This is a genomic window from Micromonospora sp. NPDC049662, from assembly GCF_040675055.1.
In the GTDB taxonomy this organism is placed as follows: domain Bacteria; phylum Actinomycetota; class Actinomycetes; order Mycobacteriales; family Micromonosporaceae; genus Micromonospora.
This window is the reverse complement of sequence record NZ_JBFAOC010000019.1, coordinates 1-26,999: the sequence shown is the minus strand read 5'-3', so window position 1 is coordinate 26,999 and position 26,999 is coordinate 1. Positions and strand designations below refer to the sequence as shown.

Below are 26,999 nucleotides of genomic sequence, written 5' to 3'. Positions count from 1 at the left end.
TCAGCGGAGGGCGTTCTCCAGAGCGTGCCGCTCGTAGTCGAGCAGCCGCAGGTCGCGCATCGGACGCCGCAGGTGCCCCTTGTGCACGATCCGGACGAACGCCGGCTCACCGGCGGCGGCCATCCGGCGGATGCCCTCGACGTGATCCACGATCCGCTTGCGGATGGTGCGGATCAGTCGGTGCCGGTCCCGCGGGATCAACCCGTACGCGTCGGCGAACAGACGCAGCCGGCGCGGGCGGTCCGGGTGCTTCCAGCCCAGGGTGATCGAGTCCCGGTCGGCGAAGATCGGCACCCACGTCCACGCCGCGTACGCCACGTCGTAGATCCGCGCGCCGGGCGAGGCGAGGTCGAAGTCGATCAGCCCGAGGGTGCCGTCCGGACGCCAGATCACGTTGTGCGGGGCGGCGTCGTGGTGGCAGATCACCTCGGTGTCCGGCGGCGGAGGGCCGAACGAGCGCCAGACGGCCCCCGTCGGCGGGGCGAAGCCGTACTGCGCGTCGTGGAACATCCGCAGCATGGTGGCGACGGTGACCAGCGCCTCGTCGGTCACCCAGTGCGGGGCGAGCGGGTACTCCCCGCACTCCCCCTCCAGGTACGACAGCACCTCACGGTTGCGCTCGTCCATCCCGAGCGCCCGCGGAGCGCCGGTGAAGCCGACGTACTCCAGGTGCCGGAGCAGGGCGTGCACAGACGGGGTCCACGGCCCGGCGTTGCGACGGACCGTGTCGCCGACCCGGACCACGGTGCTCACGTTCCCGCCGTGCAGCGGGATCTCCTGCGAAGTCACGTACGGTCTCCCGAGGCGCTGCGAGGAATGGCCGGGATCACGCCAGCCCGCGTACGCGCGATCGTCACTGGTCACCCGAGACTACGCGTCCCGTCCAGCGGGCTCGGTGCCCAGCAGCGCGTCGACGAACTGCGCCGGGTCGAACGGCGCGAGGTCGTCCTTGCCCTCGCCGAGACCGACGAGCTTGACCGGGATGCCGAGCTTGCGCTGTACGGCGATCACGATGCCGCCCTTGGCGGTGCCGTCGAGCTTGGTCAGCACCACGCCGGTCACGTTGACCACCTCGGTGAAGACCCGGGCCTGCTCCAGACCGTTCTGGCCGGTCGTGGCGTCGAGGATGAGCAGCGTCTCGTCGATCGGTCCCTGCTTCTCCACGACGCGTTTGACCTTGCCCAGCTCGTCCATCAGGCCGACCTTGTTCTGCAGGCGACCGGCGGTGTCGATGAGCACCGTGTCCACGCCGGTGTCGATGCCCCGCTTGACGGCGTCGAAGGCCACGCTGGCCGGGTCGGCCGCCTCGGGGCCCCGCACGGTCTCCGCGCCGACCCGTTCGCCCCAGGTCTGCAACTGGTCGGCGGCGGCGGCCCGGAAGGTGTCGGCGGCGCCGAGCAGCACGGTACGGCCGTCGGCGACCAGCACCCGGGCGACCTTGCCGCACGTGGTGGTCTTGCCGGCGCCGTTGACGCCGACGACCAGCACGACCGCCGGCACGCCGTCCTTGGGGGCGGTGCGCAGCGAACGGTCCATGCTCGGGTCGAGGGCGTTGACCAGCTCGGCGGCGAGCAGCGCGCGCAGCTCACCGGCCGAGCGGGTGCCCAGCACGCGGGTCTGCTCGCGCAGCCGGTCGACGATGTCGCGGGTCGCGTCGACGCCGACGTCGGCGGTGATCAGGCTGTCCTCGATCTCCTCCCAGACGTCCTCGTCGAGGTGGTCGCGGGCGAGCAGGCCGAGCAGGCCCTTGCCGAACACGTTCTGCGAGCGCGACAGGCGGGAGCGGAGCCGGACCAGCCGCCCGGCGGTCGGCTCGGGGACCTCGACCTGCGGTTCGAGCACCGGCGGCGGCTCGACCAGGACACCGGTGGACAGATCGGACTCTGGTGCCTCGACCGGCGGACCGGCGAGATCCTCTTCGGCCCGGGTGTCGACCTCGGTGCGCGGCAGCGGAGGCTCGGGCCGCCGCCGCAGACGGGGCACGACCAGCCCGACTGTGCCGACGATCAGCACACCGAGCAGGACCAGAGCGAGGACGAGATATTCGGCCATGCCGGAATCCTGTCAGATGCCGGCGACGCCGTCCCAGCCACCGCACCCGGCCGGTGTCCGGAAACCGGCGGTAGGCTCGCGTCATGCCCGCCGCACACCTCCTGATCGGCCCACTTCTGCGGCGAGTGGTCGACACTCGGGCGACGATCTGGGTGGAGACCGCCGCGCCCGCCGTGGTCACCGTCCGCACCGCCGACGGCGCCACCGGCACCGCGCCCACCTTCTCGGCGTACGACCACCACTACGCCCTCGTCGTGGTGGAGGGCCTCACCCCGGACAGCACCACCACGTACGAGGTGCTGGTCGACGACGAGTTGGTGTGGCCCGTGGAGAGCAGCGGCTTCCCGCCCAGCGTCATCCGTACCCGGGCGGTCGACGACCTGGACCAGCCGGTCAACCTGATCTTCGGTTCGTGTCGCGAGACCACCCAGCACGCCACCACCCGCAAGCTCCCGCCGGACGCCCTGGACGCGTACGCCCGGCGGTCGATGGCGGACCCGGAGTCGAACCCGCTGCCGGACCTGCTGGTGCTCCTCGGTGACCAGGTGTACGCCGATGTCACCTCACCGACCGTGCGTCGGCTGCTGCGCCGACGCCGTCGGCGGCCGAAGGGCGCTCCGGCCGACCAGGTGGTGAGCTTCGACGAGTACACGAAGCTCTACCTGGAGTCGTGGCGTGATCCGGAGATCCGCTGGCTGCTCTCCACCGTGCCCAGCGTGATGATCTTCGACGATCACGAGATCATCGACGACTGGAACACCTCGGCGTCGTGGCGTGCCGAGATGCGCGAGCAGCCGTGGTGGGCCGAACGGATCGGCAGCGGGCTGGCCTCGTACTGGGTCTACCAGCACCTGGGCAACCTCGCGCCGGACGAGATCGCCGCCGACCCGGTCTTCGCCAAGGTCGTCGCCGCCGAGGACGCCACCGGCGTGCTGCGCGAGTTCGGGCACCGGGTCGACCAGGAGGCCGACCTGGCACACGACACCGAGCGCTGGCGGGCCGTGCAGTACCAGTGGAGCTACGCGCTCGACCTGGGGCGTACCCGACTGGTCATGCTCGACAACAGGTGCAGCCGGGTGCTCGAGCCGGGCAGCCGGGCGATGCTGCCGCCGGGTGAGTGGTCGTGGTTCCTGGACCAGGCCCACGGCGTCTACGACCACCTCGTGGTGGGCGCCTCGCTGCCCTGGCTGCTGCCCCAGGGCATCCACCACATCGAGGCGTGGAACGAGAAGCTGGCCGACTCGCGCCGGCCGTGGGTGGCCCGGACGGCCGAGAAGCTGCGCCGGGCTCTCGATCTGGAGCACTGGGCGGCGTTCCGACGGTCCTTCGAGGCGCTCGGTGAGACGTTCGCCCGGATCGGCACCGGCACGCCGAGAGCGCCCGGCGCACGGGTCGGCGCCGGCCCGGCGTACGCCCCACCGGCGTCGATCAGCGTGCTCTCCGGGGACGTGCACCACTCGTACGTGGCCCGGGCCCGGTTCGCCGACCCCGCGGTGGTCACGCCGGTGCACCAGCTCACCTGCTCGCCGATCCACAACCAGGTGCCGGCCGGCATCCGACCGCTGATGAAGATGGGCTGGTCGTCGGGCCCGGCGGGGGCCACCCGGGCGCTGGCCCGCTCGGCGGGTGTCCGGCGGCCGGGGGTGCGCTGGCGCAAGCTGGCCGGGCCCTACTTCGGCAATGCGGTCGCCACTCTGACCCACCGGGGCCGGCAGGCTGAGGTGATCATCGAGGGTACGACCAGCGACGGGCACCTACGCCCGGTGATGAGCCGCCGCCTCTCCGGCGACGGGTGACCGGGCCTCGCCGTACTCTCTAGGCCGTGAGCGAGCATCAGCCGGAACCGATCCGGGCCGTCGAGCACGAGCTGACCGCGCTGCTGCGTCGCGGGCGGGCGGTCTCCTGGGAGATCGCCCGCGAGGTGCACCCGACCCTCGAACCGAACACCTACGGGCTGCTGCTCTGGTTGCGGCGCAGCGGGTCGATCCGGCTGACCGAGCTGGCGGCGCGGCTCGGCGTGGGCAAGGGAACGCTCAGCCGGCAGATCAACGGGTTGGAGGCACTCGGCCTGGTGCACCGCGAGCCCGACCCGAGTGACCGGCGGGCGGCGCAGATCAGCCTCACCGAGGAGGGCCAGCGACGGTTCGACGTGGCCCGGTCCGCCCGGTTGGGCGAGTTCCTGCGGGCGCTGGACGACTGGCCGGCCCGGGACGTGGAGGAGTTCGCTCGGCTCCTCGGCCGGTTCAACGATTCCTGGAGATGACCCGTGACGTGGGGAATGTTGTCACCTTCTCCCCAGTTGTTGCTTGAGGCAACCAAAGCGTCAAGGCTGGAGGCACCACACGATGACCCAGGCGACAGCGTCCCGAGCGCCCGCCGTCGACATGACCCACCGGCAGATCCTGGAGGCCCTCTCCGGGCTGCTGCTTGGCATGTTCGTCGCGATCCTCTCCTCCACGGTCGTCTCGAACGCGCTGCCGCGGATCATCACGGAGCTGCACGGCGGTCAGTCCGCCTACACCTGGGTGGTCACCTCGGCGCTGCTCGCGACCACCGCGACCACCCCAATTTGGGGCAAACTAGCCGATTTGACCAGTAAGAAGACACTGGTCCAGCTCGCCCTGGGCATCTACGTCTTGGGCTCGGTGCTGGCCGGCCTGGCGCAGGGCACCAGCGAGCTGATCGCCTGCCGGGTGCTCCAGGGCGTCGGCGCCGGTGGCCTCACCGCGCTGGCCCAGGTGATCCTGGCGACGATCATCGCGCCGCGCGAGCGGGGCCGCTACAGCGGCTACCTGGGCGCCGTGATGGCCGTCGGCACCATCGGCGGCCCGCTGATCGGCGGCGTGATCGTGGACACCTCGTGGCTCGGCTGGCGCTGGTGCTTCTACGTCGGCGTGCCGTTCGCCATCGCCGCGCTCGTCGTGCTCCAGAAGACCCTGCACCTGCCGGTGGTCAAGCGCCGGGCACAGATCGACTGGTGGGGCGCCACCCTGATCACGGCGGCGGTCTCGGTGCTGCTGATCTGGGTCTCCCTGGCCGGCGACCAGTTCGCCTGGGCGTCCTGGCAGACCGTCGCCATGGTGCTCGGCGCCCTGCTCCTCGGCGCGCTCGCCATCCGGGTGGAGACCCGCGCCGCCGAGCCGATGATCCCGCCGCGGCTGTTCCGCAACCGGACGATCACCCTCGCCGTCGTCGCCAGCGTCGCGGTGGGCGTGGGCCTGTTCGGCGCGTCGATCTTCCTGGGCCAGTACTTCCAGATCAGCCGGGGCGAGTCCCCGACGATGGCCGGCCTGATGACCCTGCCGATGATCCTCGGCCTGCTGGTCGCCTCGACCGTGGGCGGACGGATCATCACGAAGACCGGCCGCTGGAAGCGGTTCCTGGTAGCCGGTTCGGCGCTGCTCACCGTCGGCTTCGCGCTCATGGGCACGCTGCGCGCGGACACCAGCTACGCCCTGCTCAGCGTCTACATGCTGCTGGTCGGCGTCGGCCTGGGCCTCACCATGCAGAACCTCGTCCTCGCCGTGCAGAACACCGTCGGCACGCACGAGCTCGGCGCGGCCAGCTCGGTGGTGGCGTTCTTCCGCAGCCTGGGCGGCGCGATCGGCGTCTCCGCCCTCGGCGCGGTCCTCGCCCACAAGGTCAAGGACTACACCGCCGACGGACTGTCCCAGCTCGGCATCCCCGCGTCCAGCTCCGGCAGCGGCGGCACCCTGCCCGACGTGCACGCCCTGCCCGGCCCGCTGCGGGTGGTGGTGGAGGCCGCGTACGGCCACGGCGCCGGTGACATCTTCCTGGCCGCCGCCCCGTTCGCGCTGATCGCGTTGATCGCCGTGCTCTTCATCAAGGAAGTGCCGCTGCGGCAGCACAACGGCAGCCCGGTTTCCGGCGGGGGCGAGCGGGAATCGAATCCTGTCGTAGGCGCTGGCGCGGTGCCCGCCGGTGAGCAGAGGTGAGGTAGAGCCATGGGCGTGGGAGCACCGGACCGCGAGGAGTACGGCCCCCGGGTCAGCTCGCTTCCCTTCGAGCGCGGCACCGACGGCCCGAGGGTGATCATGGTGGGCGTCGACGGCACCCGCACCTCCGGGCGGGCCGGCTCCTACGCCGCAGGGCTGGCCCGCCGCCAGGGCGCCGCGCTCGTGGTGGTCTTCGTCAGCTCGGCGAGCGGCCTCACCTCCCTGGTGCCCGGGATGGACGCCGGCGCGGTCCAGCGCACCCACGACGAGCTGGCCGACGAGCTGCGCCGGGAGTGCCGACGCGGGGCCGAGCAGCTGGGCATTCCGGTGACGCTGCTGTGCCGACGCGGCGACGCGTACGCCGAGCTGTGTGCGGCGGCCGACGAGTTCCGGGCCGACATGGTCGTGGTGGGCGCGTCCGAACAGGCCGGGCACCGGCTGGTCGGCTCGGTCGCCACCCGGCTGGTTCGCAAGGGGCACTGGCCCGTCGTCGTGGTGCCCTGAATAACCCGTCGCGTGTTGTCCCACGTCCCGGGCAGGATGCGCGCCATGACGTGGACCGCACCGGAGCTCACCCGGACCCCCGAACCGTACGTCGGCGACGAGCGCACGATGCTCGACGGCTGGCTCGACTACCACCGGCAGACACTGCTGCTCAAGTGCGCGGGCCTCACCGAGGAGCAGTTGCGCACGCCGAGCGTCGAGCCGTCCGGGCTGACCCTGCTCGGCCTCGTCCGGCACCTCGCCGAGGTGGAGGCGTGGTGGTTCCGGGAGTGCTTCGCCGGCGAGCGGGTCGACTACCCGTACTTCACGCCCGAGAACCCGGACGCCGACCACGACGTGAGCGCCGCCGACGCCGAGGCGGACTTCGCCACCTTCCACCGGGAGGTGGCACTGGCCCGCGCGGTCGCCGCCGGGCACTCCCTCGACGAGACGTTCATCGAGGTCGGCAGCAAGAAGCGCACCTTCAACCTGCGCTGGTTGTACGTGCACATGATCGAGGAGTACGCCCGGCACAACGGCCACGCCGACCTGATCCGGGAACGCATCGACGGCGTCACCGGCGAGTGACCCCATCCGCCCGGCCGCCAGCGTGTGCGCGCCCAGCGGCGTAGGCAGCACCGACGAACCGGCGGGGTCGGGTAGGTCGGCACCAGGCGGGCCCAGCCACCCGCTTCCAGGGCCTGTTTCATAAGGGCGGTCGAGCCGAGGCGGAGTCCGGGCGGCGGGACAGCCCAGGTCGGGGCCGGGTAGCCCCGACCTCGCCGCCGCGCGTCTGACCGCGCCAGGGTGCGCCTGCGACGGTCTTCGACAGCTAACGGCGTCGGCGGTGTTTTCTGCGCCCCTGTTCGGGAGTCGGTGGCCGCACTTCGTCGAAGCTGTAGTCGGCCTGTTGGTTCGCCGGGCGCGCTGATGACTGGACGCCTGCCACGTCATGCTGCCAACTGTTGGTCGTGATGCTCATGGAGTCCATCTGTTGTGTCGTGTAGCTGATGGCTTCCTGGTTGACGCTGCTGCTGCCGTACTGATAGTTCGGCGCGCTGACGACTCGGGCGTAGTCGTGGTAATTGGACAGGCTCGGGCCGGCGGAGGAAGGGTTGGGACCTCCGCTCTCGGAGTATCCGGTGTATCGGGAGGCATCGGTGGTGGGCTGGTTGAAGCCGTAGGACGCGCTCGTCCCGTAGTCAGATGTGTACCCACTGACGTCGTGGGAGGGATGGGATCGTTGGAGCGCGAGCGGCGGCTGGGCCTCGACCGCATAGGGATTTACGCTCGGGTACCTCAGATCCGGTCCTGCCGGTCCTGGACCGGCGTACTGGAATTGCGCCGAGGACGCAAACTCGTACGGATTTTGCGCATAGTCGCCCTGCGGCGCAGGGTCGGCGGCGTACTGCCCGGAGGGCGCCGAATAGGCAAGGGCGGGTGCTCCTGGTGCGGGCAGCCGGTTGCCAAGCGGGTCGAGAACCTGGTCGTGCTGGCGGGCCTCGGCGGGAACGCCCGGTCGCCAGCCCGCCGGCAGACTGATCCTGGCCGCCGCCGCCTGTTCCGGGTTGGCACCATAGGGGAAGCGGTCGGGGTGTGACTGTAGGAAGCAGTTCCCGCCCTCTCTGGGCAGGGTGTACGAACCTCTGGGGAGTCCATGGGCATCGGTGAAATCGTTCAACACAGCCACGGTCATGTTTGAACTGCTGGCGTGGGCGAGCCGGCCGGTGTCGCGAGCCCAGGCTTGCAGGAGTCGGTCATCGACGATGCATGGATTGTCGATGACTTCCTGGTAGGCGGCGGGCGTAAAGGTTCTCACCCAGCCGGCGGGCAGGGGAATTTTTTGAGCTGCCGCCTGGGTCATGTCGGCACCATAGGGCGCGCGGTCCGGGTGTGACTCCACGAAATATTCACGACCCACTTTGGCGAGAGTGTAATACCCGTTGGGCAATCCGTGGGCAGTGGCGAAGTCGTTCAACACCCCCTGTCTCAAGTTCGCCAGTCCAGATTTCGGGTCAGCGAGTCGGCCGGTCTCCCGCGCCCAGGCCAAGGCGAGCCGGCCGTCGACGATGCCGGGGCTGAATATGACGTCCAGGTAGGCGGCCGGCGCATAGGGTTTTCCCCCGCGAGGGAAAACTGCATCCTCTTCGCCGCTGCCCACGCTCGATCGGCACCGTTGGGGAAATTCTCGCGGTGTGCCCGCAGCCGATATGACTTCGTCGATACGGCGCTGCCGCGACCGTCGTAGGTGAGGGTGTATGAGGCCGGGGGGAGCCCGTGGTCGGCGGCGAAGTCCACCAACATGTCCCGGCCGACTTTGTCGATTGTTCCCGAAGCGGGGAGTCGGCCGGTCGCCCGCGCCCATCTTACGAGGAGTTTGACATCGGCGACTTCTGGGTTGTCGATGACCTCATCGTAAGCCAGCCTTTCATAATTTCGCCCCCAGCCGTCGGGTGGGCGGATCCTGATGGGTGCCGCAGAATTTGGGTCCGCGCCGCCGGGAAAAAGATCCGGGTTCGATTGCAGCCGGTAAGACTTCGGCGAGTAGACCGAGCCTTCGCCGCTGTAGATGAGGGTGTACGAGCCTGCGGGTAGCCCGTGTGCGGTGGCAAAATCGTTCACCACCCCCGGAGTCACCCTGGCTATGTCCAAGCGGGACAGACGACCCGTTTCATGCGCCCAGGCCGCTACTAGCAGGGGATCGGCGAGCCCAGGTAAATCAATGACCTCCTGATACGCCGCCGCTGTGAAAACACGCCCCCATCCGGCGGGCGGTCGAATTCGCTGAGCTGCCACAGCTCCCAGGTTGACGCCGCCAGGGGCACGCTCAGGATGGTCCTGCAGGAGGTGTTCGGAACCCTTCCGCTTCAGTGTGTAGTAGCCGGAGGGGAGCCCGTGAGAATCGGCAAAGTCGTCCAACACTTTCTGGTTCAGGTCAGTGTATTTCCTGGTTTTGGGATTCAATCTGCCGGAGGCGTGTGCCCAGGCCATCACGAGGCGGGCATCGGCGACGCCAGGGTCGGCGATGACCTCGTCGTAGGCCATCGGATCATAAGCTCTGGGGCGTCGGGGCATGTTTCTGCTCCTCTCGTACGGGTGGCCGGGTCCAACTCCCCTACGGTGCGCCCATCACGAAGGTTCACCGCGTCACCGGGTCAAGTCGAATCAATGCGGGGCCGGGAGCTACGGCCGTTCCTGCCGGCGTGCCCGGACACGTACCCGGGCTGACCGCTGGAGGGGGCCGGTCGCAGTCACCGACCACCGTCGGCCGTCTGCACTGGGAACAGTCAGCTCAACGCGCCCAGTCCAGCCTGGCCGTTCACGGTCACCCAGGTCCCCGGTCTGCGCTGATCGTTCCTCACGCCGCCAGCGCGGCCCGCAGGTAGCGCAGGTCGGCGTGGCCGCCCCAGCGGTGGGCCGACAGCCCGGCGGCGCGGGCGCCCCGTACGGCCCAGTCCTCGTCGTCGACGAAGAGCACCCGGGCCGGTGGGGTGGCCAGCGCCTGGCAGGCGGCCTGGAAGTACTCCGGAGCGGGCTTGTGCACGCCGAGGGTGGACGAGTTGACCACCACGTCGAACTCGCCGACCAGGCCGAGCACGGCGAGGTCGGCGTCGAGCAGGTCGGTGGCGTTGGTGCCCAGGCCGACGGGAATGCCGGCGGCGCGCACCTCCCGGACGAAGTCGAGCACCTTTTCGTCGACCTCACCCCGGTAGCGCTGCCACTGCTCGACGGCCGCGCGGGCCCGGTCCGGCCCGCCGGCCGGCTCGGCGAGCGCGTCGGCCACGCTGCTCACCCAGTCGGCGTGGCTGACCTGGCCGGTGAGCACCGGCTGGAGCCTCCCCCACTGCATGGCGATCTCGGTGAGCACCCCTTCGGAGAGGCCGTACTCCCGCTCGACGTCGGCGGCCACCGCCGGGTCCCACCGGCGCAGTACGCCGTCGAAGTCCAGCAGGAGCGCCTTCGCGCGTTCCCGAGCCACTACCCGTTCTCCTCGCCGCGGCCGGGCCGCTGGTCGTCCTCGTCGGTTCGGTTGAGCCGTTGACTGATCACCTGGGTGACCCCGCTGCGCATGGTCACCCCGTAGAGCGCGTCGGCGATCTCCATCGTCCGCTTCTGGTGCGTGATGACGATCAGCTGACTCTTCTCCCGCAACTGTGCCAGCAGCGTGATGAGCCGGCCCAGGTTCACGTCGTCCAGGGCCGCCTCCACCTCGTCCATGATGTAGAACGGGCTGGGCCGGGCGCGGAAGATCGCCACGAGCATGGCCACGGCGGTCAGCGACCGCTCGCCACCGGAGAGCAGCGACAGGCGCTTGATCTTCTTGCCCGGCGGGCGGGCCTCGACCTCGACGCCGGTGGTGAGCAGGTCCTCGGGGTCGGTGAGGATGAGCCGGCCCTCGCCGCCGGGGAAGAGCACCGTGAACACCTGCTGGAACTCGCGCGCGGTGTCCTCGAAGGCGCTGGCGAAGACCTCCAGGATCCGCTCGTCCACGTCCTTGACGACGGTGAGCAGGTCCCGTCGGGTGGCCTTGAGGTCCTCCAACTGCTCGGAGAGGAACTTGAAGCGCTCCTCCAGCGCCGCGAACTCCTCCAACGCGAGGGGGTTGACCTTGCCGAGCAGGGCGAGTTCGCGTTCCGCCTTGGCGGCCCGTTTCTCCTGCACCGGCCGCTCGTAGCGCACCGGCTCGGGCACCGGCAGACCGTCGCGTTCGGCGGCGGCCACGTCGACCTGGGTCGGTGGGACGAGCTGGCTCGGGCCGTACTCGGCGACGAGGGTCTCCACGTCCAGCCCGAAGTCCTCGGCGGCCTTCGCCTCCAGTTGCTCGATCCGCAGCCGCTGCTCCGCGCGGGCCACCTCGTCGCGGTGCACCTGGCTGGTCAGCCGCTCCAGCTCGGCACCGAGGCGCTTGGCCGCTCCGCGTACCTCCTGAAGCTCCGCCTCGCGGGCGGCGCGTTCGCGCGCGACGGCGTCGCGGTGCTGCTCGGCCGTCGCGATCGACGTGGTGAGCCGGGTGAGCGCCGCGCGCGCTCCGCCCGCCACGGCCCGGGCGATGCCCGCGCCCCGGGCGCGCGCGGCCCGCCGGGCGGCGGCGCGTTCGCGCGCGGCACGTTCCGCGGTGGCCTGCCGGGCGAGCGAGTCGGCCCGGCCGGCGATCGAGGAGACGCGCTCCTCGGCGGTACGCACCGCGAGCCGGACCTCCATCTCGTTCTGCCGGGCCTGCGGCACCATGGCGGCGAGCTGGTCCCGCTCCTCGGTGGAGGGCTCGGCGTCGACCGGGGTCTCCTCGGCCAGCCGCAGCCGCTCCTGGAGCTCGTCGAGCGTGGCGAGATCCCGCTGCCGGGCGGCCTCGGCGCGCGCGTGGGACTCGCCGAGCCGGTCGGTCTCCGCCTTGGCGGAACGGGCGGCCGCGCCCAGCTCGGCGAGCCGGCGGGCGGCGGCGTTGCGGTGGCTCTCCGCCTCCCGCTTCTCGGCGGCGGCGTGCTGCACGGCCTCCTTCGCGGTCGTCACCTCGGCGCGCGCCTCGACGAGCTGGTCGCGCAGCTCCGCGCCGGTCCGCTCGGCGGTGAGCCGGTTGGCGCGGGCCTCCTCGACGGCCGCCTGCACCTCGATGTAGCTGGGCGCCTTGGCCGACCCGCCGGCCGCCGCGTACGCCCCGACCACGTCACCGTCCGGCGTGACGGCCCGCAGCTCGGGGTTGCCGGCGACCAGCTCGGCCGCCGCCGCGAGATCGTCGACGAGCGCCACGTCACGCAGCGCCCGGTGCACCGCCGGCCGGATGTCGGGCGCGCACTCCACCAGGTCGGGAGCCCAGCGGGCGCCGTCGGGGAGCTTCGGGCGCAGCGCGTCGGCCGATCCGGTCATGCCGGGCCCGGCGGGGCTGCCGACCAGCAGACCGGCCCGCCCGGCGTCGGAGATCTTGAGCAGCCGCATCGCCTCGACGGCCTCGTCCACCCCGCTGACGGCGACCGCGTCGGCGAGACCGCCGAGCGCGGCGGCCAACGCGGCCTCGTGTCCGGGCGCGACGGTGAGCAGCCCGGCCAGGCTGCCGAGCAGGCCGGGTACGTCCCCGGCGCGGGCCAGCAGCGCCCCGGCGCCGTCCTTGCGCCGCAGGCCCAGCGCCAGGGCCTCCTCGCGGGCCTTCCAGGTGGCGGCGTCCTTCTCCGCGGCCCGCTCGGCGTCGGCCAGCGACCGGACGGCCGCCTGGGCGCGCTCCTGGACGGCGAGCGCCTCGGCGTGCCGGGCGTCCAGGTCCGCGTTGTCCCGGTCCGCCTCGGTGGACTGGGCGGCGACCTCGTCCAGGTCGGCCTGCGCCTGTTCGGCGCGACCCAGCGCGTCGGCGTGCGCGACGGCGAGGCGTTCGATCTCCTCACCGGCGCTGGTGGTCCGGGCGCGGGCCGAGTTGACCTGGCCGGTGAGGCGGGCCAGGCCCTCGCGTCGGTCGGCGATGGCCTTGGCGGCGGCGACCAGCTCGCGCTCGGCGGCGGCGAGCTGCCGTTCCAGCTCCTGGCGGTGCTCGACCGCCTCGGCCAGCCGGATCTGGTCGTCGGTGAGCGCCGCGCGCAGCTCCTCCTCCTGCTCGCGGACGCGCTCGGCCTCGGCCTCCAACTGGTCGGGGTCGCGGCCGGGCCGTTCGTCGTCGCCGCTGGCGCTGAGGTGCCGCAGCCGCTCCCGGGCGAGCTGTTCGATCGAGCGGAACCGCTCCTGCAGCGCGGACAGCTTGTACCAGGTGTCCTGCGCCGCCGCGAGCAGCGGCGCGTCCTCGGCGAGGGCGGCCTCCAACTCGCCGAGCCGGCCCTGCACCTCGGCGTGTTCGCCCTCGATCTGCTCGCGACGCTCCCGCAGCGCGGTCTCGTCGGCGATCTCCCGGTCGAGCGTGGTCCGCAGGGTGGCCAGGTCGTCGGCGAGCAGCCGCAGCCGGGCGTCGCGCAGGTTGGCCTGGATGGCGGCCGCCCGGCGGGCGACCTCGGCCTGCCGGCCGAGCGGCTTGAGCTGACGGCGCAGCTCGGCGGTGAGGTCGGTGAGCCGGTTCAGGTTGGTTTGCATCGCGTCGAGCTTGCGCAGCGCCTTTTCCTTGCGCTTGCGGTGCTTGAGGACGCCAGCCGCCTCCTCGATGAACGAGCGGCGGTCTTCCGGCTTGGCGTGCAGCATGCCGTCCAGGCGGCCCTGCCCGACGATGATGTGCATCTCCCGGCCGATGCCGGAGTCGGACAGCAGCTCCTGGATGTCGAGAAGTCGGCAGGTGTTGCCGTTGATCTCGTACTCGCTCTCGCCCGAGCGGAACATCCGGCGGGTGATGGAGACCTCGGTGTACTCGATCGGCAGCGCGCCGTCGGTGTTGTCGATGGTGAGGGTGACCTCGGCGCGGCCCAGCGGGGCACGGCCGGCGGTGCCGGCGAAGATGACGTCCTCCATCTTGCCGCCGCGCAGCGCCTTGGCGCCCTGTTCGCCGAGCACCCAGGCGATGGCGTCGACGACGTTCGACTTGCCGGAGCCGTTCGGGCCCACCACGCAGGTGATCCCGGGCTCCAGCTTCAACGTCGTGGCGGAGGCGAAGGACTTGAAGCCCTTCACCGTCAGGCTCTTGAGATACACCTTCTCGATCCTCGTCCGGTGGCCGCCGTACCGTCGCCGGCTGCGGGGACCTGGGTGAACCCGCAGACTAACCCGGTGACGGCACCCGCCCGGCACGCGACCCGCCCCGGCCGGGGCGACGACCCGCGCTCCCCGTCAGGCGGGAGGTGGCCCTGGTCTCGTCGCGGCGGTGGCGGAAAGACAAACACCGCTCATGATCGAAAGGTGCCAGCCGGCGTTCTGTCGAAACTGCGGGAGCGCTTGAGAGCGAGCCAGTTACAAGATCATAAATCGTCGGCCGTGAAAGGGGCCGGACAGCGTTGCGCGCCGGCACACGAGTGTCGGCGCGCATTTTTGCGGTGGTGCTGCGATTCAGTTTTCCAACCCCGAAGATCAGGTCAGCGCCGGCTCGGCGAGACGGAGCAGGTCGTCCGCTTCCGCCGCAGCCGCCGCGAGCCGATCATTGTCGGCACGCAGACGCGTGATCTCGAACTCCAGTGCCTGAACCCTGGCACGCAGTCGGGTGACCTCGTCGAGCAGACGCCGGTCGGGCGCTGCACCTACGTGGCCGTAGAGGGCCTTCGCCATGCTGACTCCTTGATATGCGCTGCCGGAAAGGCCGGCCAAGCGCGCGCCCATTAAGTACGCGGCTGTCATTCCAGGTGTATCTGGGCATGACCGGGCGCGACTGGCGACACCTATATATTGAGCCGCAAACCCCTCCTTCGTCAAGTTCTCGCAGGCCGTAGATCATCTCCACGTCGACCTGTCCACTTGTCGGGGGGGCTGCCGCAAGGCACGGACACGCTCTGTCCGGACGCCTTCACTGTACGCCCGTATTCCCGGAAGTCACCGCCTTGGCGTCCGACTTCCTCTTAACTCTTCCTTAGCCACGTTGCCGCAGGTCGCGGGCGAGTCGTAGCGTCACCCGGGCCCACAACCGACCCCGTGGAGGCAGAGGCGTGTACGGCTGGACCGACCCGATGGACCCGAACGGCGCCGCCCGGCGCGCCGAGCGGCCGACCGACGAGCCGGACTGGCTGACAGACCGCCCGGAGCCCCGCTCGGCGTACCTGTTCGGGGACGACCCCGACCAGCCCGCTGACGAGTGGCACGCCGCCGAGCCCTCCCCCCGCTGGGAAGCCGCCCCCGTGGACGCGCCGACCACGAGCTGGCCGGGACACGCCCGAGGCGACGAACCGACCGGTGACACCCGGGCGACTGAGGTCACGGACGGGTGGCGCGCCGGGACCGACGCGTACCCCACCGGAGGCCGCAACACGGCGGCCGCCGGCGACGGGCGGACCGGCACCGGACGGCACCGCTCGCCGCGGAACTGGCGTCGCCCGCTCATGATCGGCGGCGCGGCCGCGACGGCCACCCTCGTGGTGAGCATCGGCGTCGGCGCGCTCGCGATGCCCGGCGGCAACGGCACGGCCGACGAGCCGACCGCCGTCGACGACACCGTCGCCGCCGCGCCCGCGGTCCCCACCGAGCAGGCGACCAGCGACACCCCGGCCCCACCGTCGGCGACCAGCTCGCCCAGCCCGGCACGGCCGAGCCCGTCGCCGAGCAAGGTCGTCAAGCCCACCCCCGCCTCGTCGCGGACCACCGCCACGTCCCGCCGCAGCGTCGATCGCAGCACCGCGCCGAGCACCGCCAGCGGCACCGTCAGCGACCAGGCCCGCGAGGTGGTGGACCTGGTCAACGCCGAGCGGGCCAAGGCCGGCTGCAAGGCGCTCAGCATCGACGACAAGTTGATGACCGCCGCGCAGCGGCACAGCCAGGACCAGGCCGACCACAGCAAGATGACGCACACCGGCAGCGACGGCAGCGACACGGGCGTCCGGCTGGACCGCGTCGGCTACGCGTGGCGCACCTACGGCGAGAACGTGGCGTGGAACCAGAAGACGCCGGCCGCCGTGATGGATGCCTGGATGAACAGCTCCGGGCACCGCGCCAACATCCTGAACTGCGCGTTCACCGAGATCGGGGTCGGCATCGCCAGCAGCGACGGGCCGTACTGGACGCAGGTCTTCGCGGCGCCGCGCTGACCGCGCGTCGTCCGCGCCCCCGCGCTCGTTGACCCGGTTGGGTACGCCGGGGTACACGGCGGCGTGCCGGTGGGGGCGGCGACGGGCCGCCCGGGACCCGGGAGCTGCCGATGCGGATCCGGCCGCGGCGACGTCGCGCCGCACGCCCGCTACGCCGGATCGCGTCGGCCGCCGTCGCGCTCGTCCTGGTGCTGCCGGCGTACGGCTGCCGGCGCGAGCTGACCCCGCCCGGCGCGCCCACCCCCTGGCCGGCCGCCCAGTCCCGCCACTGGCAGTGGCAGTGGCAACTCGACGGCCCGCTCGACGAGACGGTGGACGCGGACGTCTTCCTGCTCGACCCGGTGGCGACCACGGCGGCGCAGACGGCCGAGCTGCGCGCCCGGGACCGACGGCTGATCTGCCAGGTGGCGGTCGGCACGGTGCGCCCGACCGACCCGGACGCCAGCCGACTGCCCGCCGTCGCGCTCGGCGCTCCCGGTCGACAGTCCGGCAGTCGGTGGCTGGACGTACGGGCCTGGGACGCGCTGGAGCCGGTGCTGACCGACCGGTTCCGGCTGTGCCGGGGCAAGGGCTTCGGCGCGGTGGCGCTGGCCGACGCCGACGGGTACGCGCACCGCAGTGGTTTCCCCCTGGCGTTCGACGATCAACTGCTGTTCAACCGCCGGCTGGCCCGCCTGGCCCGCTCGCTGGACCTCTCCCCCGGGCTGGTCAACGACGTGCCGCAGCTCGCGGCCCTGGCACCCGACTTCGACTTCGTGGTCAACGAGGAGTGCGTCCGGCTCGACCAGTGCGCCAAGCTGCTGCCGTTCGCGGACGCCGGCAAACCGGTCTTCCACGTCGAGTACGTCGGCACGACCGACGACTTCTGCGTCACCACGGTCGGCTACGGCTTCGCGTCGATCCGCAAGGACCGGGAGTTGGACGCCTGGCGGGAGCCCTGCCCGCTGCCGTGACCGCCCGGCGCCCCCGTGCACGCCGGTAAGGCACGTGCCGGGCCGCGAGTCGCGGCCCGGCACGGGGAACGATCTGCTGCTCAGGAGACGGGCACCAGCTCCGGGGCGGAGGTCGGCGGGTCGGTGGGCGCAGGCTCCGAACGCCGGCGCAGGAACCGCGGCGCCCACCAGTTCGCGTCACCGAGCATGGTCATCAGAGCCGGCAGCACCACACCCCGGATGATCGTGGCATCCAGCAGGATCGCCGCCGCCAGACCGATGCCGAGCTGCTTCATGTCGATCGTGCTCAACGTGGCGAAGATCGAGAACACCCCGACCATCACGATCGCCGCGCTGGTCACCACCCCGGCCGACGACGTGATGCCGTACGAGACCGCGTCCCGGTTGGACATCCCGGCCCGTACCCCCTCGCGGATCCGGCTCACCACGAACACGTGGTAGTCCATCGAGAGGCCGAACAGCACCACGAACAGGAACAGCGGCAGCCAGGAGACGATCGCCCCCATCGACGTGAAGCCGAGCAGTCCCTCGGCCCAGTCACCCTGAAAGACCAGCACCAGCAGCCCGTACGCGGCGCCGGCCGAGAGCAGGTTCAGCACGATCGAGCTGGCCGCCACCACGACCGAGCGGAAGGTGAGCGTCATAACGAGGAACGTGAGCGCCAGCACGAAGCCCATCACCAGCGGCAGCTTGTCGCGGACGTGCGCCGCGTAGTCCTCGCTGTCGGCCACGCTGCCGCCCACCGCGTACTCGATGCCGGGGATGCCCCGCAGCTCGGCCGGGACCAGGTCGGCGCGCAGCTTCTCCAGCGACTGCACCGACCGGTCGTCGCGGCTGGCGTACGGGGTGGCGACGTCCAGCACCGACACCCGCCGGTCGGCCGACACCTTGATCTTCGGGCCGTCCGCCTCGGTGGGGGCGAACAGCGGATCGGCGGAGGCGCGGGCGGCCAGGTCGGTGAGGGCCGCGCCCACCCGGTCGGCCTGGTCGGCCGGCGCGCGCACGGCCACCACGTGATTGGTGCCGGTGCTCGGGAAGGCTGCGGTGAGCCGGTCGTACGCCTGCATGGCCGGTGTGGTGCGCGGCAGGTCCTCCATGCCGGGGAACTTCAGCTTCATGCCGAGCGCCGGCGCGGCCAACGCGAGCAGCAGACCGACCGAGATGACGAGCGTCGCCACCGGCGCCCGCAGCGCGGGACGCAGCACCGTCGGCCAGAGCCGGGGCGTACGCGCCTCGCCGTGCCGTCCCGTGCGCGGCGCGGTGAGGCGCCACAGCAGCGGCACCCGGGGACGGTCGACCCAGCGGCCCAGCCGGGCCAGCAGGGCGGGCAGCACGGTCAGCGAACCGGTCACCGCGACGGCCACCACCAGGATCGAACCCACGGCCAGCGACGAGAAGACGACGTCGCCGGCGAGGAACAGCCCGGCCATCGCGATGATCACCGCAACCCCGGAGACCACCACGGCATGCCCGGAGGTCTCCGCGGCGATCTCCACGGCGTCCAGGCCGGAGCGGCCCTTGGCGCGTTCCTCCCGCTCCCGGCGAATGTAGAACAGCGAGTAGTCGACCCCCACCGCCATGCCGATCAGCAGGATCACCGGTGACGTGGTGTCGGTGGCCGGCACCAGGTGCGAGGCCAGCGTGGACAGACCCATCGCCGCGGCGACCGACGAGAGCGCCAGCAGCACCGGCACGCTGGCCGCGATCAACGCGCCGAACGCGATGATCAGAATGGCCAGGGTCACCGGCAGGCTCAGCAGTTCGGCCCGCTCGAAGTCCTTGCCGAGGGTGTCGTCGAGCGCCTGACCGATCGACGGCCCGCCGACCTGCTCGACGCGTACCTGGGGGTGCGCGCTCTGCACCCCGGCGGTGGCGTCCCGCAACGGCTGCACCCGGTCGGACGCCGTCTCCGGGTCACCGGACATCGTGATCGGCAGCAGCAGCGCCGACCCGTCCCGCGCGGTGACGGGTGCGCCGATCTCGGCAACCCCGGTGACCGTACGCAGCCGGGCGGCGGCATCGTCGGCGGCCGCCTTCGCCACGGCCGGGTCCAGGGCGCCGCCCCGGAAGGTGATGAGGACGTTCTCCACGGCCGGGTCGTCGAAGGCCCCGCCGTCGATGATGAGGCTCGCCCGCCCGGCCTCGCCGATCGCCTGGTCACCGCTGGTGGCCTCGCTGAGGCCGGCGGCGTTGCCCCCAACGAAGCACACCGCCACGAACACGATCCACATCGCGATCGCCCGCCACGGATGCTCGGCGCTCCACCGCGCCATCCGCACCGTCACCGGTCTGCTGCCCATCAGTGCCCCCCTGTCACGTCGACCCCCTGCCGACCGTGCTGACGTTAGGGGGGTGACGAGGCGGTCACATCGGGGAACGGCCCCGGCCCGCCCCGGAATCGTCCGACCGGGGGCGGCGGGTCCGCCGGGCGGGCATCAACCCGCGATTCGGACGTACGCCGGGGAACTACCCGGAGCGTCCGGCCGCGACCCGCCGGCACCGACCCGGAGCCGGCTCCGGGTCATCCCCGAAGGGCACCCCGAGGCCGGGGCTGGCAACGCGGGCAGCTGTACGAGGAGCGGTTCATGAACGACTCCCGCCGGATCGGCGTGCCGCAGCGCCGGCACGGCTCGCCCTCGCGGCCGTACGCGTTCAGCGCGCGGTCGAAGTAGCCGCTCTCGCCGTTGACGTTGACGTAGAGGGCGTCGAAGCTGGTGCCGCCCTCCTTGATGGCCTCGGCGAGCACGTCACGGACGTGGCCGAGCAGGCGCTGGGCGGCCGGACCGGTGAGCGCGTCGGTCGGTCGGGCGCCGTGCAACCGCGCACGCCAGAGCGCCTCGTCGGCGTAGATGTTGCCCACCCCGGAGATCAGCGTCTGGTCGAGCAGGGCCCGCTTCACCTCGGTCCGCCGGCGTCGCAGCGCGGCGACGAACGCCGCGTCGGAGAACTCCGGGTCCATCGGGTCACGCGCGATGTGCGCGATCTCGGCCGGCAGGTCGGCGCCGCCCTCGCTCACCGCGAGCCCGCCGAACGTGCGCTGGTCGACGAAGCGCAGCTCGGGTCCGTCGTCGGCGAACCGGAACCGGACCCGCAGGTGGGTCTCGTCGGGGGTGCCGGGCGGCTGGAGCAGCAACTGACCCGACATGCCGAGGTGCCCCACCACCGCGTCACCGCTGTCCAGCGGAAGCCACAGGTACTTGCCGCGCCGCCGGACGTCCAGGATCGCCCGGCCGGCGAGCACGTCGGCGAAGTGCGCGCCGCCGGGTACGTGCCGCCGGACGGCACGCGGGTGCCGGACCTCGACCGAGGCGATCCGTCGGCCGGTGACCCACTGGGCCAGCCCCTGCCGGACGGTCTCCACCTCGGGCAACTCAGGCACGACCGGACCCCTGTTCCTGCGCCACGTCGGCCGGCATGACCTGCGCCAGGTGGTCGGCCTCCTCGGCCAGGGTCGCCTGATCGGCGCGCTCCAACGGCCCGGCCGCGTCGCCCTGGTCGGCCGTGCCGTGGTCGGCCTGCTCGTGCTGGGCCGAGGCGTCCCGGTCGGCCGCGTTGTCCTGGTCGGCCTGCTCGTGCTCGTTCGAGAGCATCCGCCAGGCCGCCTCGGCGGCGCGCTGCTCGGCCTCCTTCTTGCTGCGCCCCTCCGCGCCGCCGTACCGGTTGCCGGCCACCACGACCCAGGCCGTGAACGTCTTGAGGTGATCCGGTCCGGTGCCCTCGATCCGGTACTCGGGCACGCCCAGGCCGAGCGCGGCGGTCAACTCCTGCAGGCTGGTCTTCCAGTCCAGGGCGGCGCCCCGGCCGGCCGACTCGGCCATCAGCGGGTCGAAGAGGCGGTGGATCACGATCCCGGCGGTGTCCAGCCCGTACTGCAGGTAGATCGCGCCGAGCAGCGCCTCCAGGGTGTCGGCGAGGATGCTCGCCTTGTCCCGGCCACCGGTGGTCTCCTCGCCCTTGCCCAGCAGCAGGTACGCGCCGAGACCGTCCGGGCCGAGGCCACGGGCCACGTCGGCGAGCGCCCGCATGTTGACCACGCTCGCCCGGAGCTTCGCCAACTGCCCCTCGGGCAGGTCCGGATGGTTGTGGAACAGGGCGGTGGTGATCACGACGCCGAGCACCGAGTCGCCGAGGAACTCCAGTCGCTCGTTCGTCGGCAGGCCGCCGTTCTCGTACGCGTACGAGCGGTGGGTCAGCGCGCGTTGCAGCAGGTCCGGCTCCAGGCTGACGCCGAACGCGGCTTCCAGGTGACCGACGGACGCCCGCCGCCGCTTGTCGTTGCTCATGATGTGCGTACCTCGGTGTCGGTGGGGCGGTCGGTGCGGTCCGTCGCGGCGTCGCCGTCGAGCAACGCGGAGACCAGATCGGTGGCACGCCGCCGCCACAGGTGAGCGGCGAGGGCGATGCCGGAGGCGACGTCAGCGGCCCGGGCGGAGCCGTGACAGACGACGACGGTCCCCGCGACGCCCAGCAGGGCCGCCGCGCGGGGAGCGCCACCCTCGGCGGGTGGGCCGCCGGCCATCGCGTACGCGCCCTCGATCGCCTTGAGCAGCACGTTACCGGTGAAGCCGTCGGTGACCACCACATCGGCGCGCGCGCCGACGGCCACGTCGTACCCCTCGACGAGCCCGACGTAGCGCGCCCCGCCGGGCAGCGGTTCGACGGCGAGCAGGGGGTCGGTGGCCCGGCGTACCCGATCGCCCTTGCCGGCCTCGGTGCCCACCGAGAGCAGGCCGACCCGCGGCGCGGCGATCGAGTGGGCCACCGCGGCGTACGCGGCGCCGAGCACGGCGTGCCGGGCGAGGGTGGCGGGGCGGGGCTCCAGTGAGCCGCCCACGTCGAGCAGGACCACCGGCCCGGCGACCGCGGGCAGGGTGGCGACCAGGGCGGGTTGGCGGATCTCCGACCAGCGCCCGAGGCCGAGCACGGCAGCCGTGACCGTGGCGCCGGTGGCGCCGGCGGAGACGAGGGCGTCGGCGGTGCCGTCGCGGACGGCCGTGACGGCGGCCCGGACGGTGCTCTCCGAGCGGGCGGCGCTGGGATGGTCGGCCATACCGACGGCGGCGCGGACCGGCCGGACCGTGATCCGGGCCCGTTCGGCCGGGGCGAGGGCAGCGATCAGCCCGTCGGCGACCTCGGTCGGACCGACGAGCAGCAGGTGCAGGTCAGGGTCGGCGCGCATGGCCCGCAGAGCGCCGTCAACCACGACGGCGGGAGCGTCGTCCCCGCCGAGGAGGTCAACGGCGATCCGCGCGGTGCCCGGCTCCACCGGTACGCCGGCCGGAGTGGGCCGGGCGTCGGAGGGAGCCGGGGCACCGGGCGAATGCCAGGATGCGCGCGCCGCCCGACCTGGGGTCGGGGGCGTCACTCGGCGTCCAGGTCAGACCTCGAGAACCTGGCGGCCGTTGTAGGTGCCGCAGACGGAGCAGGCGGCGTGCGGCAGCTTCGGGGACTTGCACTGCGGGCACGCGACGGTCGCGACCACGGTCGCCTTCCAGTTCGCCCGGCGGGACCGGGTGTTGCTGCGCGACATCTTGCGCTTCGGGACGGCCACGGTTCTTACTCCTCTGTAACGGTCATTTGCGACAGGCCCGCCCAACGCGGGTCGATCTGCTGGTGACTGTGGTCGGCCGGCAGATCGTCCCAGTGCGCCCCACAGTCGGGGCACAGTCCTGGGCAGTCCTCCCGGCAGAGCGGGTTGGTCGGCAGCGTGAGCACCAACGCGTCCCGCAGCGCCGGCTCCAGGTCGATCAGATCGCCCTGCATCCGGCCCACCTCGTCCTCGTCGGTCGTGGCGTCCGTGGTGCTGTTCTCGTACGCGTACAGCTCCTGGATCGTCACGGCCATCGATTCGTTGATCTCACGCAGGCAGCGCCCGCACTCGCCCCGGACGGGACCGGTGATGGTCCCCGAGACGAGCACACCCTCGGACACCGACTGCAACCTCAGATCGAGGTCGAGGTCCGCGCCCTCCGGTACGGCGATCAACTCCACACCGAGGTCCACCGGTGCCGGCACGACCCGCTGGACCTCACGCAACGCACCAGGGCGGCGCGGCAGGTCCCTCGTGTCGAGGACCAGCGGCGACCTGGGGTCGAGTGTCGATGGCGAGTGCTTGGGCATAGTAAGACTCCGGCCGGTGAGAGGCCGACAAAAAAGGTTACCTGGGCGACCGCCCGGCCGTCGAACCGGGGGCGACGCCTGAGGCGCGAATGTCGGCTGGTGAGGTGCCGCTCAGAAGGGTAGCGGGCGTTCCGCCTCATCCCCACCGAAGGTGCCGATCTCCCGCAGCGCGTGCATCTTGTCGCGGCCACGCTCTATCGAGGCGAGGGCCCGGGTGAGGAACTGCTCGAAGTTGGCCAGCGCCGTGTCGACGTAGTCGTCGACCTCCTCACGCAGGCGCTGCGCCTCGGCACGGGCCTCGGCGATGATCCGGGCGCCCTCGTGCTCGGCCGACACGGTGATCTCGTTCACCGACACGAGGCGGGCGTGTTCTGCCTCACCCTCGCTGATGATCCGGTCCGCCTCGCGCTTGCCCGCGTCCATGATCTTGTCGCGTTCCTCCAGGAGCGCGGCGGCGCGACGCAGGTCGGCGGGGAGGTCAGCGCGCATCTCGTCCAGAGCGGCGATCATTTCGCCCCGGTCGACCATGCAGTTGTTCCGCGACATCGGGACGGAGCGCGCCTGCTCCACCATGGCGATCAGTTCGTCGATGCGATCGAGCGGGTCCACCGGTACCTCACCCCTGTCGTTCGTCGGCCGACCTCCATGATGCGGGCTACGGCCGGTTTCCCGCTGCGCCCATCATGGCCTGCCCGCCCCACCCGAGCCCCCACCACCCCAACCCGGCGCGTCGCGACATGGTCACTCCCCGCCCCTGCTGCGGCGATCTTGCACTTTCGGTCGCGGCAAAGCGTCCCGAAACGGGGCGATCCGGGAACAGTAAGTGCAAGATCGGCGCGAGGGAGAAGGGCCGGGGTCAGGTCCGGGGTGGGGGGCCCAGGCGGGACTGGAGGGCCTCGCGGACCGGGTCGGGGACGTGCGCGGAGATGTCGCCGCCCCACTTGGCCACGTCCTTGACGAGGCTGGACGAGAGGAACGAGTAGAGGGGGTTGGTCGGCATGAAGAGCGTCTCGACGCCGGCCAGCCCGATGTTCATCTGCGCCATCTGCAGCTCGTAGTCGAAGTCGCTGACCGCCCGCAGCCCCTTGATCAGGACGCTCGCCTGCTGCGCCCGGCAGAAGTCGACGAGCAGTCCGCGGAACGACTCGACCCGCACGTTGTCGTACGACGCGGTCACCTCGCGGAGCATCTCGATCCGCTCGTCGACGGCGAACAGGCCACTCTTGGACTGGTTCACCAGAACGCCGACGATCACCTCGTCGAACAGCCGACTGGCGCGGCCGATGATGTCGAGGTGTCCGTTGGTGACCGGGTCGAACGAGCCGGGACAGACCGCACGTCTCATGATCGGCGACCGTACCAAAGGGTGGTCTCGCCGTACCGGCGACTGCGCTGCGGGGTGATCCCCTGCACCCACTCGAAGTCCCTGGTCCGGCGCGAGCGCTCCACCACCACCAGGGCGTCGGGCGTCAGCCAGCCGCCGTCGACAAGCGTCGTCAACAGCGCGGTGATCTCCGCGTCCGGCACGGCGTAGGGCGGGTCGGCGAACACCACGTCGTACCCGCCGCCGTCCGGACCGGCGGCCAGCACCGTCGCCACCTTGCCGGCCACCAGGCGTACGGCGGCACCGGCTCGCAGGGTCGCCACGTTCTCCCGGATCACCCGGGCGGCGCGCGGATCGGACTCCACCAGCAGGACGTGCCCGGCGCCCCGGGACAGGGCCTCCAGCCCGACCGCGCCGGAGCCGGCGTACAGGTCGGCGAAGCGCGCGCCGTCGAGGTCGACCTCGGACTCGACGGCGCTGAACAGCGCCTCCCGGACCCGGTCGGACGTGGGCCGGGTGCCGGCGCCGGGCGGTGCGGCGATCCGCCGGCCCCCGAGCGTCCCGGCCACGATCCGGGTCACCGTCTCCTCCTGCTCATGACCAGGACGCTACGCGATCAGCCGGACCCGACGGCCGACACGGTCGGTACCACCAAGCGGACCATGTGATCACTTCTCGTATATCAATGATCTCAAGTTCATAACATCAGTCTTAGCAAATCCTGAGCACTGTCTCACGCGAGGCGATATCGCTAGGGTCTGCCGGGTGCCGGCGACAACCCGCCGGCCCACGGCTCGGGAGGGCGCCTCTCCGAATCGGACGTGCGGTGACCGTCCACCGTCTCTCCCGTGCCACACCCCTGACGCTTCAGCACTCCAGGAGTACCCGTGATCCGTCCCAAGCTGTCGCTCCGGCGACCGCTGGCCATCCTGGGAGCCGCCATCGTCGGCCTCACCGGGGTCGTCGCGGTGGCCGCCCCAGCCAGCGCGCACCACACCACGATCAAGGCCACCGTCGACTGCGACCAGCAGACCGGCGAGCGCGTGATCACGTGGAACGTGGAGAACAGCGAGCGCGACAAGGCCGTGACGCTCCAGCGGGTGACCGCGGAGCCGGCGACGCCGGTGACCGTGCCCGTCGAGGGCGCCAAGGCGGTGCCGCTGCAGGGCTACGTCATCAAGAAGGCCGGCTCCGTGCAGGCCGTCCAGCGGGTGCCGGGCAACACCGCCAGCGCCAAGCTCGTGGTGTTCGGCAAGTGGAAGAAGAACGGCCAGGAAGCCACCAACGACGGCAGCATCACCATCCCCGCCGACCAGTCCTGCGCTCCGGCCCCGAAGTGCGTCGAGCTCGACAAGGCCAAGTACAGCCACACCTTCGACGGCCCGAAGGGCACCGCCACCGTCAAGCTCGACGGTGACCTGCCGCTCTGCGGCGAGGGCAAGCAGTACTTCACGCTGGTGTCGTACTTCGCGCCGCGGCCGCAGTTCGCCACCCCGCAGTACGTGTACGGCACGCCGGACAGCGACTTCGTCAGCGCCACCCAGACCGAGATCACGCTGAACGTCGAGATCCCGGACTGCCACACCCAGGTCGACCTCATCTGGGGCGACAAGGACCAGGTCATCGACGAGATCGTCGACGGCGGCAAGCGCTACGACAACAAGAAGCTCGGCTCGCCGGGCACCCCGGGCAACCGCTCCAAGGGCCCGCAGGGCTGGTACAACGGCGGTAGCAAGAGCTGCGTCACCCCGGCCTCGACCTTCGCGTCCAACTGCGACGGTTCGGTCGCCGTGTCGCTGAGCAACGACGGCAAGATCAGCAAGTACGCCGTCGAGTTCGAGGTCAAGGGCGAGAACGGCTTCACCAAGAAGGTCTCCGTCGCGCCCGGCAAGGCCGACACCAGCATCGTGGTGCCCGCCGCCGACGCCGGCAAGATCGAGGTCCTGGTCGACGGCAAGGTTATCGAGAACGGCACCTACTCGTGGGCGCGCCCCGAGGACTGCCCGCTGCCGGCCGTCACCACCAAGGCCGACTGCAAGGAGTTCGCCCTCACCGTCACCAACCCCGAGGGCGGCATGCCGGTGAAGACCACCTTCACCTACGGCGACAAGACCGAGACCCGTACGGTCGCGGCCGGCGCTTCGGAGACGGTTACCTTCAAGGCCGGCAAGGCCGAGTCGGCGCTCGTCGCCCTGCCGGACCTGGACCTGGAGCTGGAAGCTGTCTACACGCCGGAGGGCAACTGCGGCGGTAGCGGCGGCGGTGGCGGCGACGACGAGCCGGGTCTCCCGGTCACCGGTGCGGCGGCGGGCGGCATCGCCGCCGGCGCGGTCGCCCTGCTGATCGCGGGCGCGGTGCTCTTCGTCATCGCCCGTCGGCGTCGGGTGACCTTCACCGCCTGACCTGACCTGAGCTGAAGCCCGAGGGGGGGGGGGCGCCCCGCCGCCCCGCCCCCCCCGCGGAGTGGGGTGGGTACACAAACTGG

At 71.6% G+C, this 26,999-nt stretch carries 24 protein-coding genes; 8 read left to right on the top strand and 16 right to left on the bottom strand.

Features of this window, described 5'->3' with window-relative positions:
- Together AB0J36_RS16640 and ftsY are read right to left on the bottom strand one after the other, a co-directional pair.
- Window positions 1-864, bottom strand: coding sequence for an aminoglycoside phosphotransferase family protein (locus AB0J36_RS16640; RefSeq protein WP_357131078.1), 864 nt, complete (start codon window positions 862-864; stop codon window positions 1-3).
- Window positions 865-870: 6 nt separating this feature from the next.
- Window positions 871-2,052 (bottom strand): signal recognition particle-docking protein FtsY, encoded by a 1,182-nt coding sequence (ftsY, locus tag AB0J36_RS16635; RefSeq protein WP_357131081.1) that lies wholly within the window; start codon window positions 2,050-2,052, stop codon window positions 871-873.
- Window positions 2,053-2,135: 83 nt separating this feature from the next.
- Here ftsY and AB0J36_RS16630 point away from each other — a divergent pair, with 83 nt between their 5' ends.
- From AB0J36_RS16630 to AB0J36_RS16610, 5 genes are all read left to right on the top strand, one after another.
- Window positions 2,136-3,848, top strand: coding sequence for an alkaline phosphatase D family protein (locus AB0J36_RS16630; protein WP_363660828.1), 1,713 nt, complete (start codon window positions 2,136-2,138; stop codon window positions 3,846-3,848).
- Between the two features lie 26 nt (window positions 3,849-3,874).
- The gene (locus AB0J36_RS16625) at window positions 3,875-4,315 is read left to right on the top strand and encodes a MarR family transcriptional regulator (RefSeq protein ID WP_357131086.1); all 441 of its coding nucleotides are present in this window, start codon (window positions 3,875-3,877) and stop codon (window positions 4,313-4,315) included.
- 82 nt (window positions 4,316-4,397) lie between these two features.
- A complete protein-coding gene (locus AB0J36_RS16620; protein ID WP_357131089.1) occupies window positions 4,398-6,008 on the top strand; it encodes an MDR family MFS transporter in 1,611 nt (536 codons plus the stop codon).
- A gap of 9 nt (window positions 6,009-6,017) precedes the next feature.
- Window positions 6,018-6,512 carry a universal stress protein gene (locus tag AB0J36_RS16615; RefSeq protein WP_355051558.1) on the top strand — a complete coding sequence of 165 codons (495 nt, stop codon included), beginning with the start codon at window positions 6,018-6,020 and terminating at the stop codon, window positions 6,510-6,512.
- A gap of 45 nt (window positions 6,513-6,557) precedes the next feature.
- Window positions 6,558-7,079 (top strand): DinB family protein, encoded by a 522-nt coding sequence (locus AB0J36_RS16610; protein WP_357131092.1) that lies wholly within the window; start codon window positions 6,558-6,560, stop codon window positions 7,077-7,079.
- 244 nt (window positions 7,080-7,323) lie between these two features.
- Here the strand turns inward: AB0J36_RS16610 and AB0J36_RS16605 are convergent, their stop codons facing one another.
- The 5 genes from AB0J36_RS16605 to AB0J36_RS16585 all read right to left on the bottom strand — a co-directional run bounded on the left by AB0J36_RS16605 (window position 7,324) and on the right by AB0J36_RS16585 (window position 14,651).
- Window positions 7,324-8,469: a hypothetical protein gene (locus AB0J36_RS16605; protein WP_363660827.1), complete on the bottom strand. Its 1,146-nt coding sequence runs from the start codon at window positions 8,467-8,469 to the stop codon at window positions 7,324-7,326.
- A gap of 11 nt (window positions 8,470-8,480) precedes the next feature.
- Window positions 8,481-9,536 (bottom strand): hypothetical protein, encoded by a 1,056-nt coding sequence (locus AB0J36_RS16600; protein ID WP_363660826.1) that lies wholly within the window; start codon window positions 9,534-9,536, stop codon window positions 8,481-8,483.
- A 313-nt stretch (window positions 9,537-9,849) separates the two neighbouring features.
- A complete protein-coding gene (locus AB0J36_RS16595) occupies window positions 9,850-10,470 on the bottom strand; it encodes an HAD-IA family hydrolase (protein WP_357173267.1) in 621 nt (206 codons plus the stop codon).
- A complete protein-coding gene (gene smc, locus AB0J36_RS16590) occupies window positions 10,470-14,084 on the bottom strand; it encodes a chromosome segregation protein SMC (RefSeq protein WP_357173264.1) in 3,615 nt (1,204 codons plus the stop codon). The genes AB0J36_RS16595 and smc overlap by 1 nt, the downstream gene beginning before the upstream one ends.
- 372 nt (window positions 14,085-14,456) lie before the next feature.
- Window positions 14,457-14,651 (bottom strand): hypothetical protein, encoded by a 195-nt coding sequence (locus AB0J36_RS16585; protein ID WP_007456482.1) that lies wholly within the window; start codon window positions 14,649-14,651, stop codon window positions 14,457-14,459.
- A gap of 374 nt (window positions 14,652-15,025) precedes the next feature.
- Here AB0J36_RS16585 and AB0J36_RS16580 point away from each other — a divergent pair, with 374 nt between their 5' ends.
- Entirely contained in the window at window positions 15,026-16,117 is a 1,092-nt protein-coding gene (locus AB0J36_RS16580) for a CAP domain-containing protein (RefSeq protein WP_357131104.1), read from the top strand.
- Between the two features lie 110 nt (window positions 16,118-16,227).
- Window positions 16,228-17,070: an endo alpha-1,4 polygalactosaminidase gene (locus AB0J36_RS16575; protein ID WP_357131107.1), complete on the top strand. Its 843-nt coding sequence runs from the start codon at window positions 16,228-16,230 to the stop codon at window positions 17,068-17,070.
- A gap of 80 nt (window positions 17,071-17,150) precedes the next feature.
- Here the strand turns inward: AB0J36_RS16575 and AB0J36_RS16570 are convergent, their stop codons facing one another.
- The 9 genes from AB0J36_RS16570 to rsmD all read right to left on the bottom strand — a co-directional run bounded on the left by AB0J36_RS16570 (window position 17,151) and on the right by rsmD (window position 25,095).
- A complete protein-coding gene (locus AB0J36_RS16570; RefSeq protein WP_363660825.1) occupies window positions 17,151-19,370 on the bottom strand; it encodes an MMPL family transporter in 2,220 nt (739 codons plus the stop codon).
- 221 nt (window positions 19,371-19,591) lie between these two features.
- Complete coding sequence (mutM, locus tag AB0J36_RS16565; RefSeq protein ID WP_357393009.1) at window positions 19,592-20,449, bottom strand: bifunctional DNA-formamidopyrimidine glycosylase/DNA-(apurinic or apyrimidinic site) lyase; 858 nt, start codon at window positions 20,447-20,449, stop codon at window positions 19,592-19,594.
- On the bottom strand, window positions 20,442-21,353 hold the full coding sequence (gene rnc, locus AB0J36_RS16560) for a ribonuclease III (protein WP_357131116.1): 912 nt from the start codon (window positions 21,351-21,353) through the stop codon (window positions 20,442-20,444). The genes mutM and rnc overlap by 8 nt, the downstream gene beginning before the upstream one ends.
- On the bottom strand, window positions 21,350-22,336 hold the full coding sequence (locus tag AB0J36_RS16555) for a phosphate acyltransferase PlsX (RefSeq protein WP_357131119.1): 987 nt from the start codon (window positions 22,334-22,336) through the stop codon (window positions 21,350-21,352). Before AB0J36_RS16555 ends, rnc begins: the two co-directional genes overlap by 4 nt.
- A 111-nt stretch (window positions 22,337-22,447) precedes the next feature.
- Window positions 22,448-22,621, bottom strand: coding sequence for a 50S ribosomal protein L32 (rpmF, locus tag AB0J36_RS16550; RefSeq protein ID WP_030335284.1), 174 nt, complete (start codon window positions 22,619-22,621; stop codon window positions 22,448-22,450).
- A gap of 5 nt (window positions 22,622-22,626) precedes the next feature.
- Complete coding sequence (locus tag AB0J36_RS16545) at window positions 22,627-23,190, bottom strand: YceD family protein (RefSeq protein ID WP_355051548.1); 564 nt, start codon at window positions 23,188-23,190, stop codon at window positions 22,627-22,629.
- A gap of 111 nt (window positions 23,191-23,301) precedes the next feature.
- On the bottom strand, window positions 23,302-23,799 hold the full coding sequence (locus AB0J36_RS16540; RefSeq protein ID WP_234590503.1) for a hypothetical protein: 498 nt from the start codon (window positions 23,797-23,799) through the stop codon (window positions 23,302-23,304).
- A gap of 247 nt (window positions 23,800-24,046) precedes the next feature.
- Window positions 24,047-24,535, bottom strand: coding sequence for a pantetheine-phosphate adenylyltransferase (gene coaD / locus AB0J36_RS16535; protein ID WP_357393005.1), 489 nt, complete (start codon window positions 24,533-24,535; stop codon window positions 24,047-24,049).
- Complete coding sequence (gene rsmD, locus AB0J36_RS16530; RefSeq protein WP_357393003.1) at window positions 24,532-25,095, bottom strand: 16S rRNA (guanine(966)-N(2))-methyltransferase RsmD; 564 nt, start codon at window positions 25,093-25,095, stop codon at window positions 24,532-24,534. The genes coaD and rsmD overlap by 4 nt, the downstream gene beginning before the upstream one ends.
- 306 nt (window positions 25,096-25,401) lie before the next feature.
- Here rsmD and AB0J36_RS16525 point away from each other — a divergent pair, with 306 nt between their 5' ends.
- Entirely contained in the window at window positions 25,402-26,916 is a 1,515-nt protein-coding gene (locus AB0J36_RS16525) for a cell wall anchor protein (RefSeq protein ID WP_357131129.1), read from the top strand.
- Window positions 26,917-26,999 lie beyond the last annotated feature (83 nt).

Bases quoted from the DNA above. Each gene is read 5' to 3' on its own strand.
- ftsY (WP_357131081.1), bottom strand. From the start codon at position 2,052: ATGGCCGAATATCTCGTCCTCGCTCTGGTCCTGCTCGGTGTGCTGATC.
- AB0J36_RS16630 (WP_363660828.1), top strand. From the start codon at position 2,136: ATGCCCGCCGCACACCTCCTGATCGGCCCACTTCTGCGGCGAGTGGTC.
- AB0J36_RS16620 (WP_357131089.1), top strand. From the start codon at position 4,398: ATGACCCAGGCGACAGCGTCCCGAGCGCCCGCCGTCGACATGACCCAC.
- AB0J36_RS16615 (WP_355051558.1), top strand. From the start codon at position 6,018: ATGGGCGTGGGAGCACCGGACCGCGAGGAGTACGGCCCCCGGGTCAGC.
- AB0J36_RS16610 (WP_357131092.1), top strand. From the start codon at position 6,558: ATGACGTGGACCGCACCGGAGCTCACCCGGACCCCCGAACCGTACGTC.
- AB0J36_RS16600 (WP_363660826.1), bottom strand. From the start codon at position 9,536: ATGGCCTACGACGAGGTCATCGCCGACCCTGGCGTCGCCGATGCCCGC.
- AB0J36_RS16585 (WP_007456482.1), bottom strand. From the start codon at position 14,651: ATGGCGAAGGCCCTCTACGGCCACGTAGGTGCAGCGCCCGACCGGCGT.
- AB0J36_RS16575 (WP_357131107.1), top strand. From the start codon at position 16,228: ATGCGGATCCGGCCGCGGCGACGTCGCGCCGCACGCCCGCTACGCCGG.
- AB0J36_RS16570 (WP_363660825.1), bottom strand. From the start codon at position 19,370: ATGGGCAGCAGACCGGTGACGGTGCGGATGGCGCGGTGGAGCGCCGAG.
- rnc (WP_357131116.1), bottom strand. From the start codon at position 21,353: ATGAGCAACGACAAGCGGCGGCGGGCGTCCGTCGGTCACCTGGAAGCC.
- AB0J36_RS16545 (WP_355051548.1), bottom strand. From the start codon at position 23,190: ATGCCCAAGCACTCGCCATCGACACTCGACCCCAGGTCGCCGCTGGTC.
- coaD (WP_357393005.1), bottom strand. From the start codon at position 24,535: ATGAGACGTGCGGTCTGTCCCGGCTCGTTCGACCCGGTCACCAACGGA.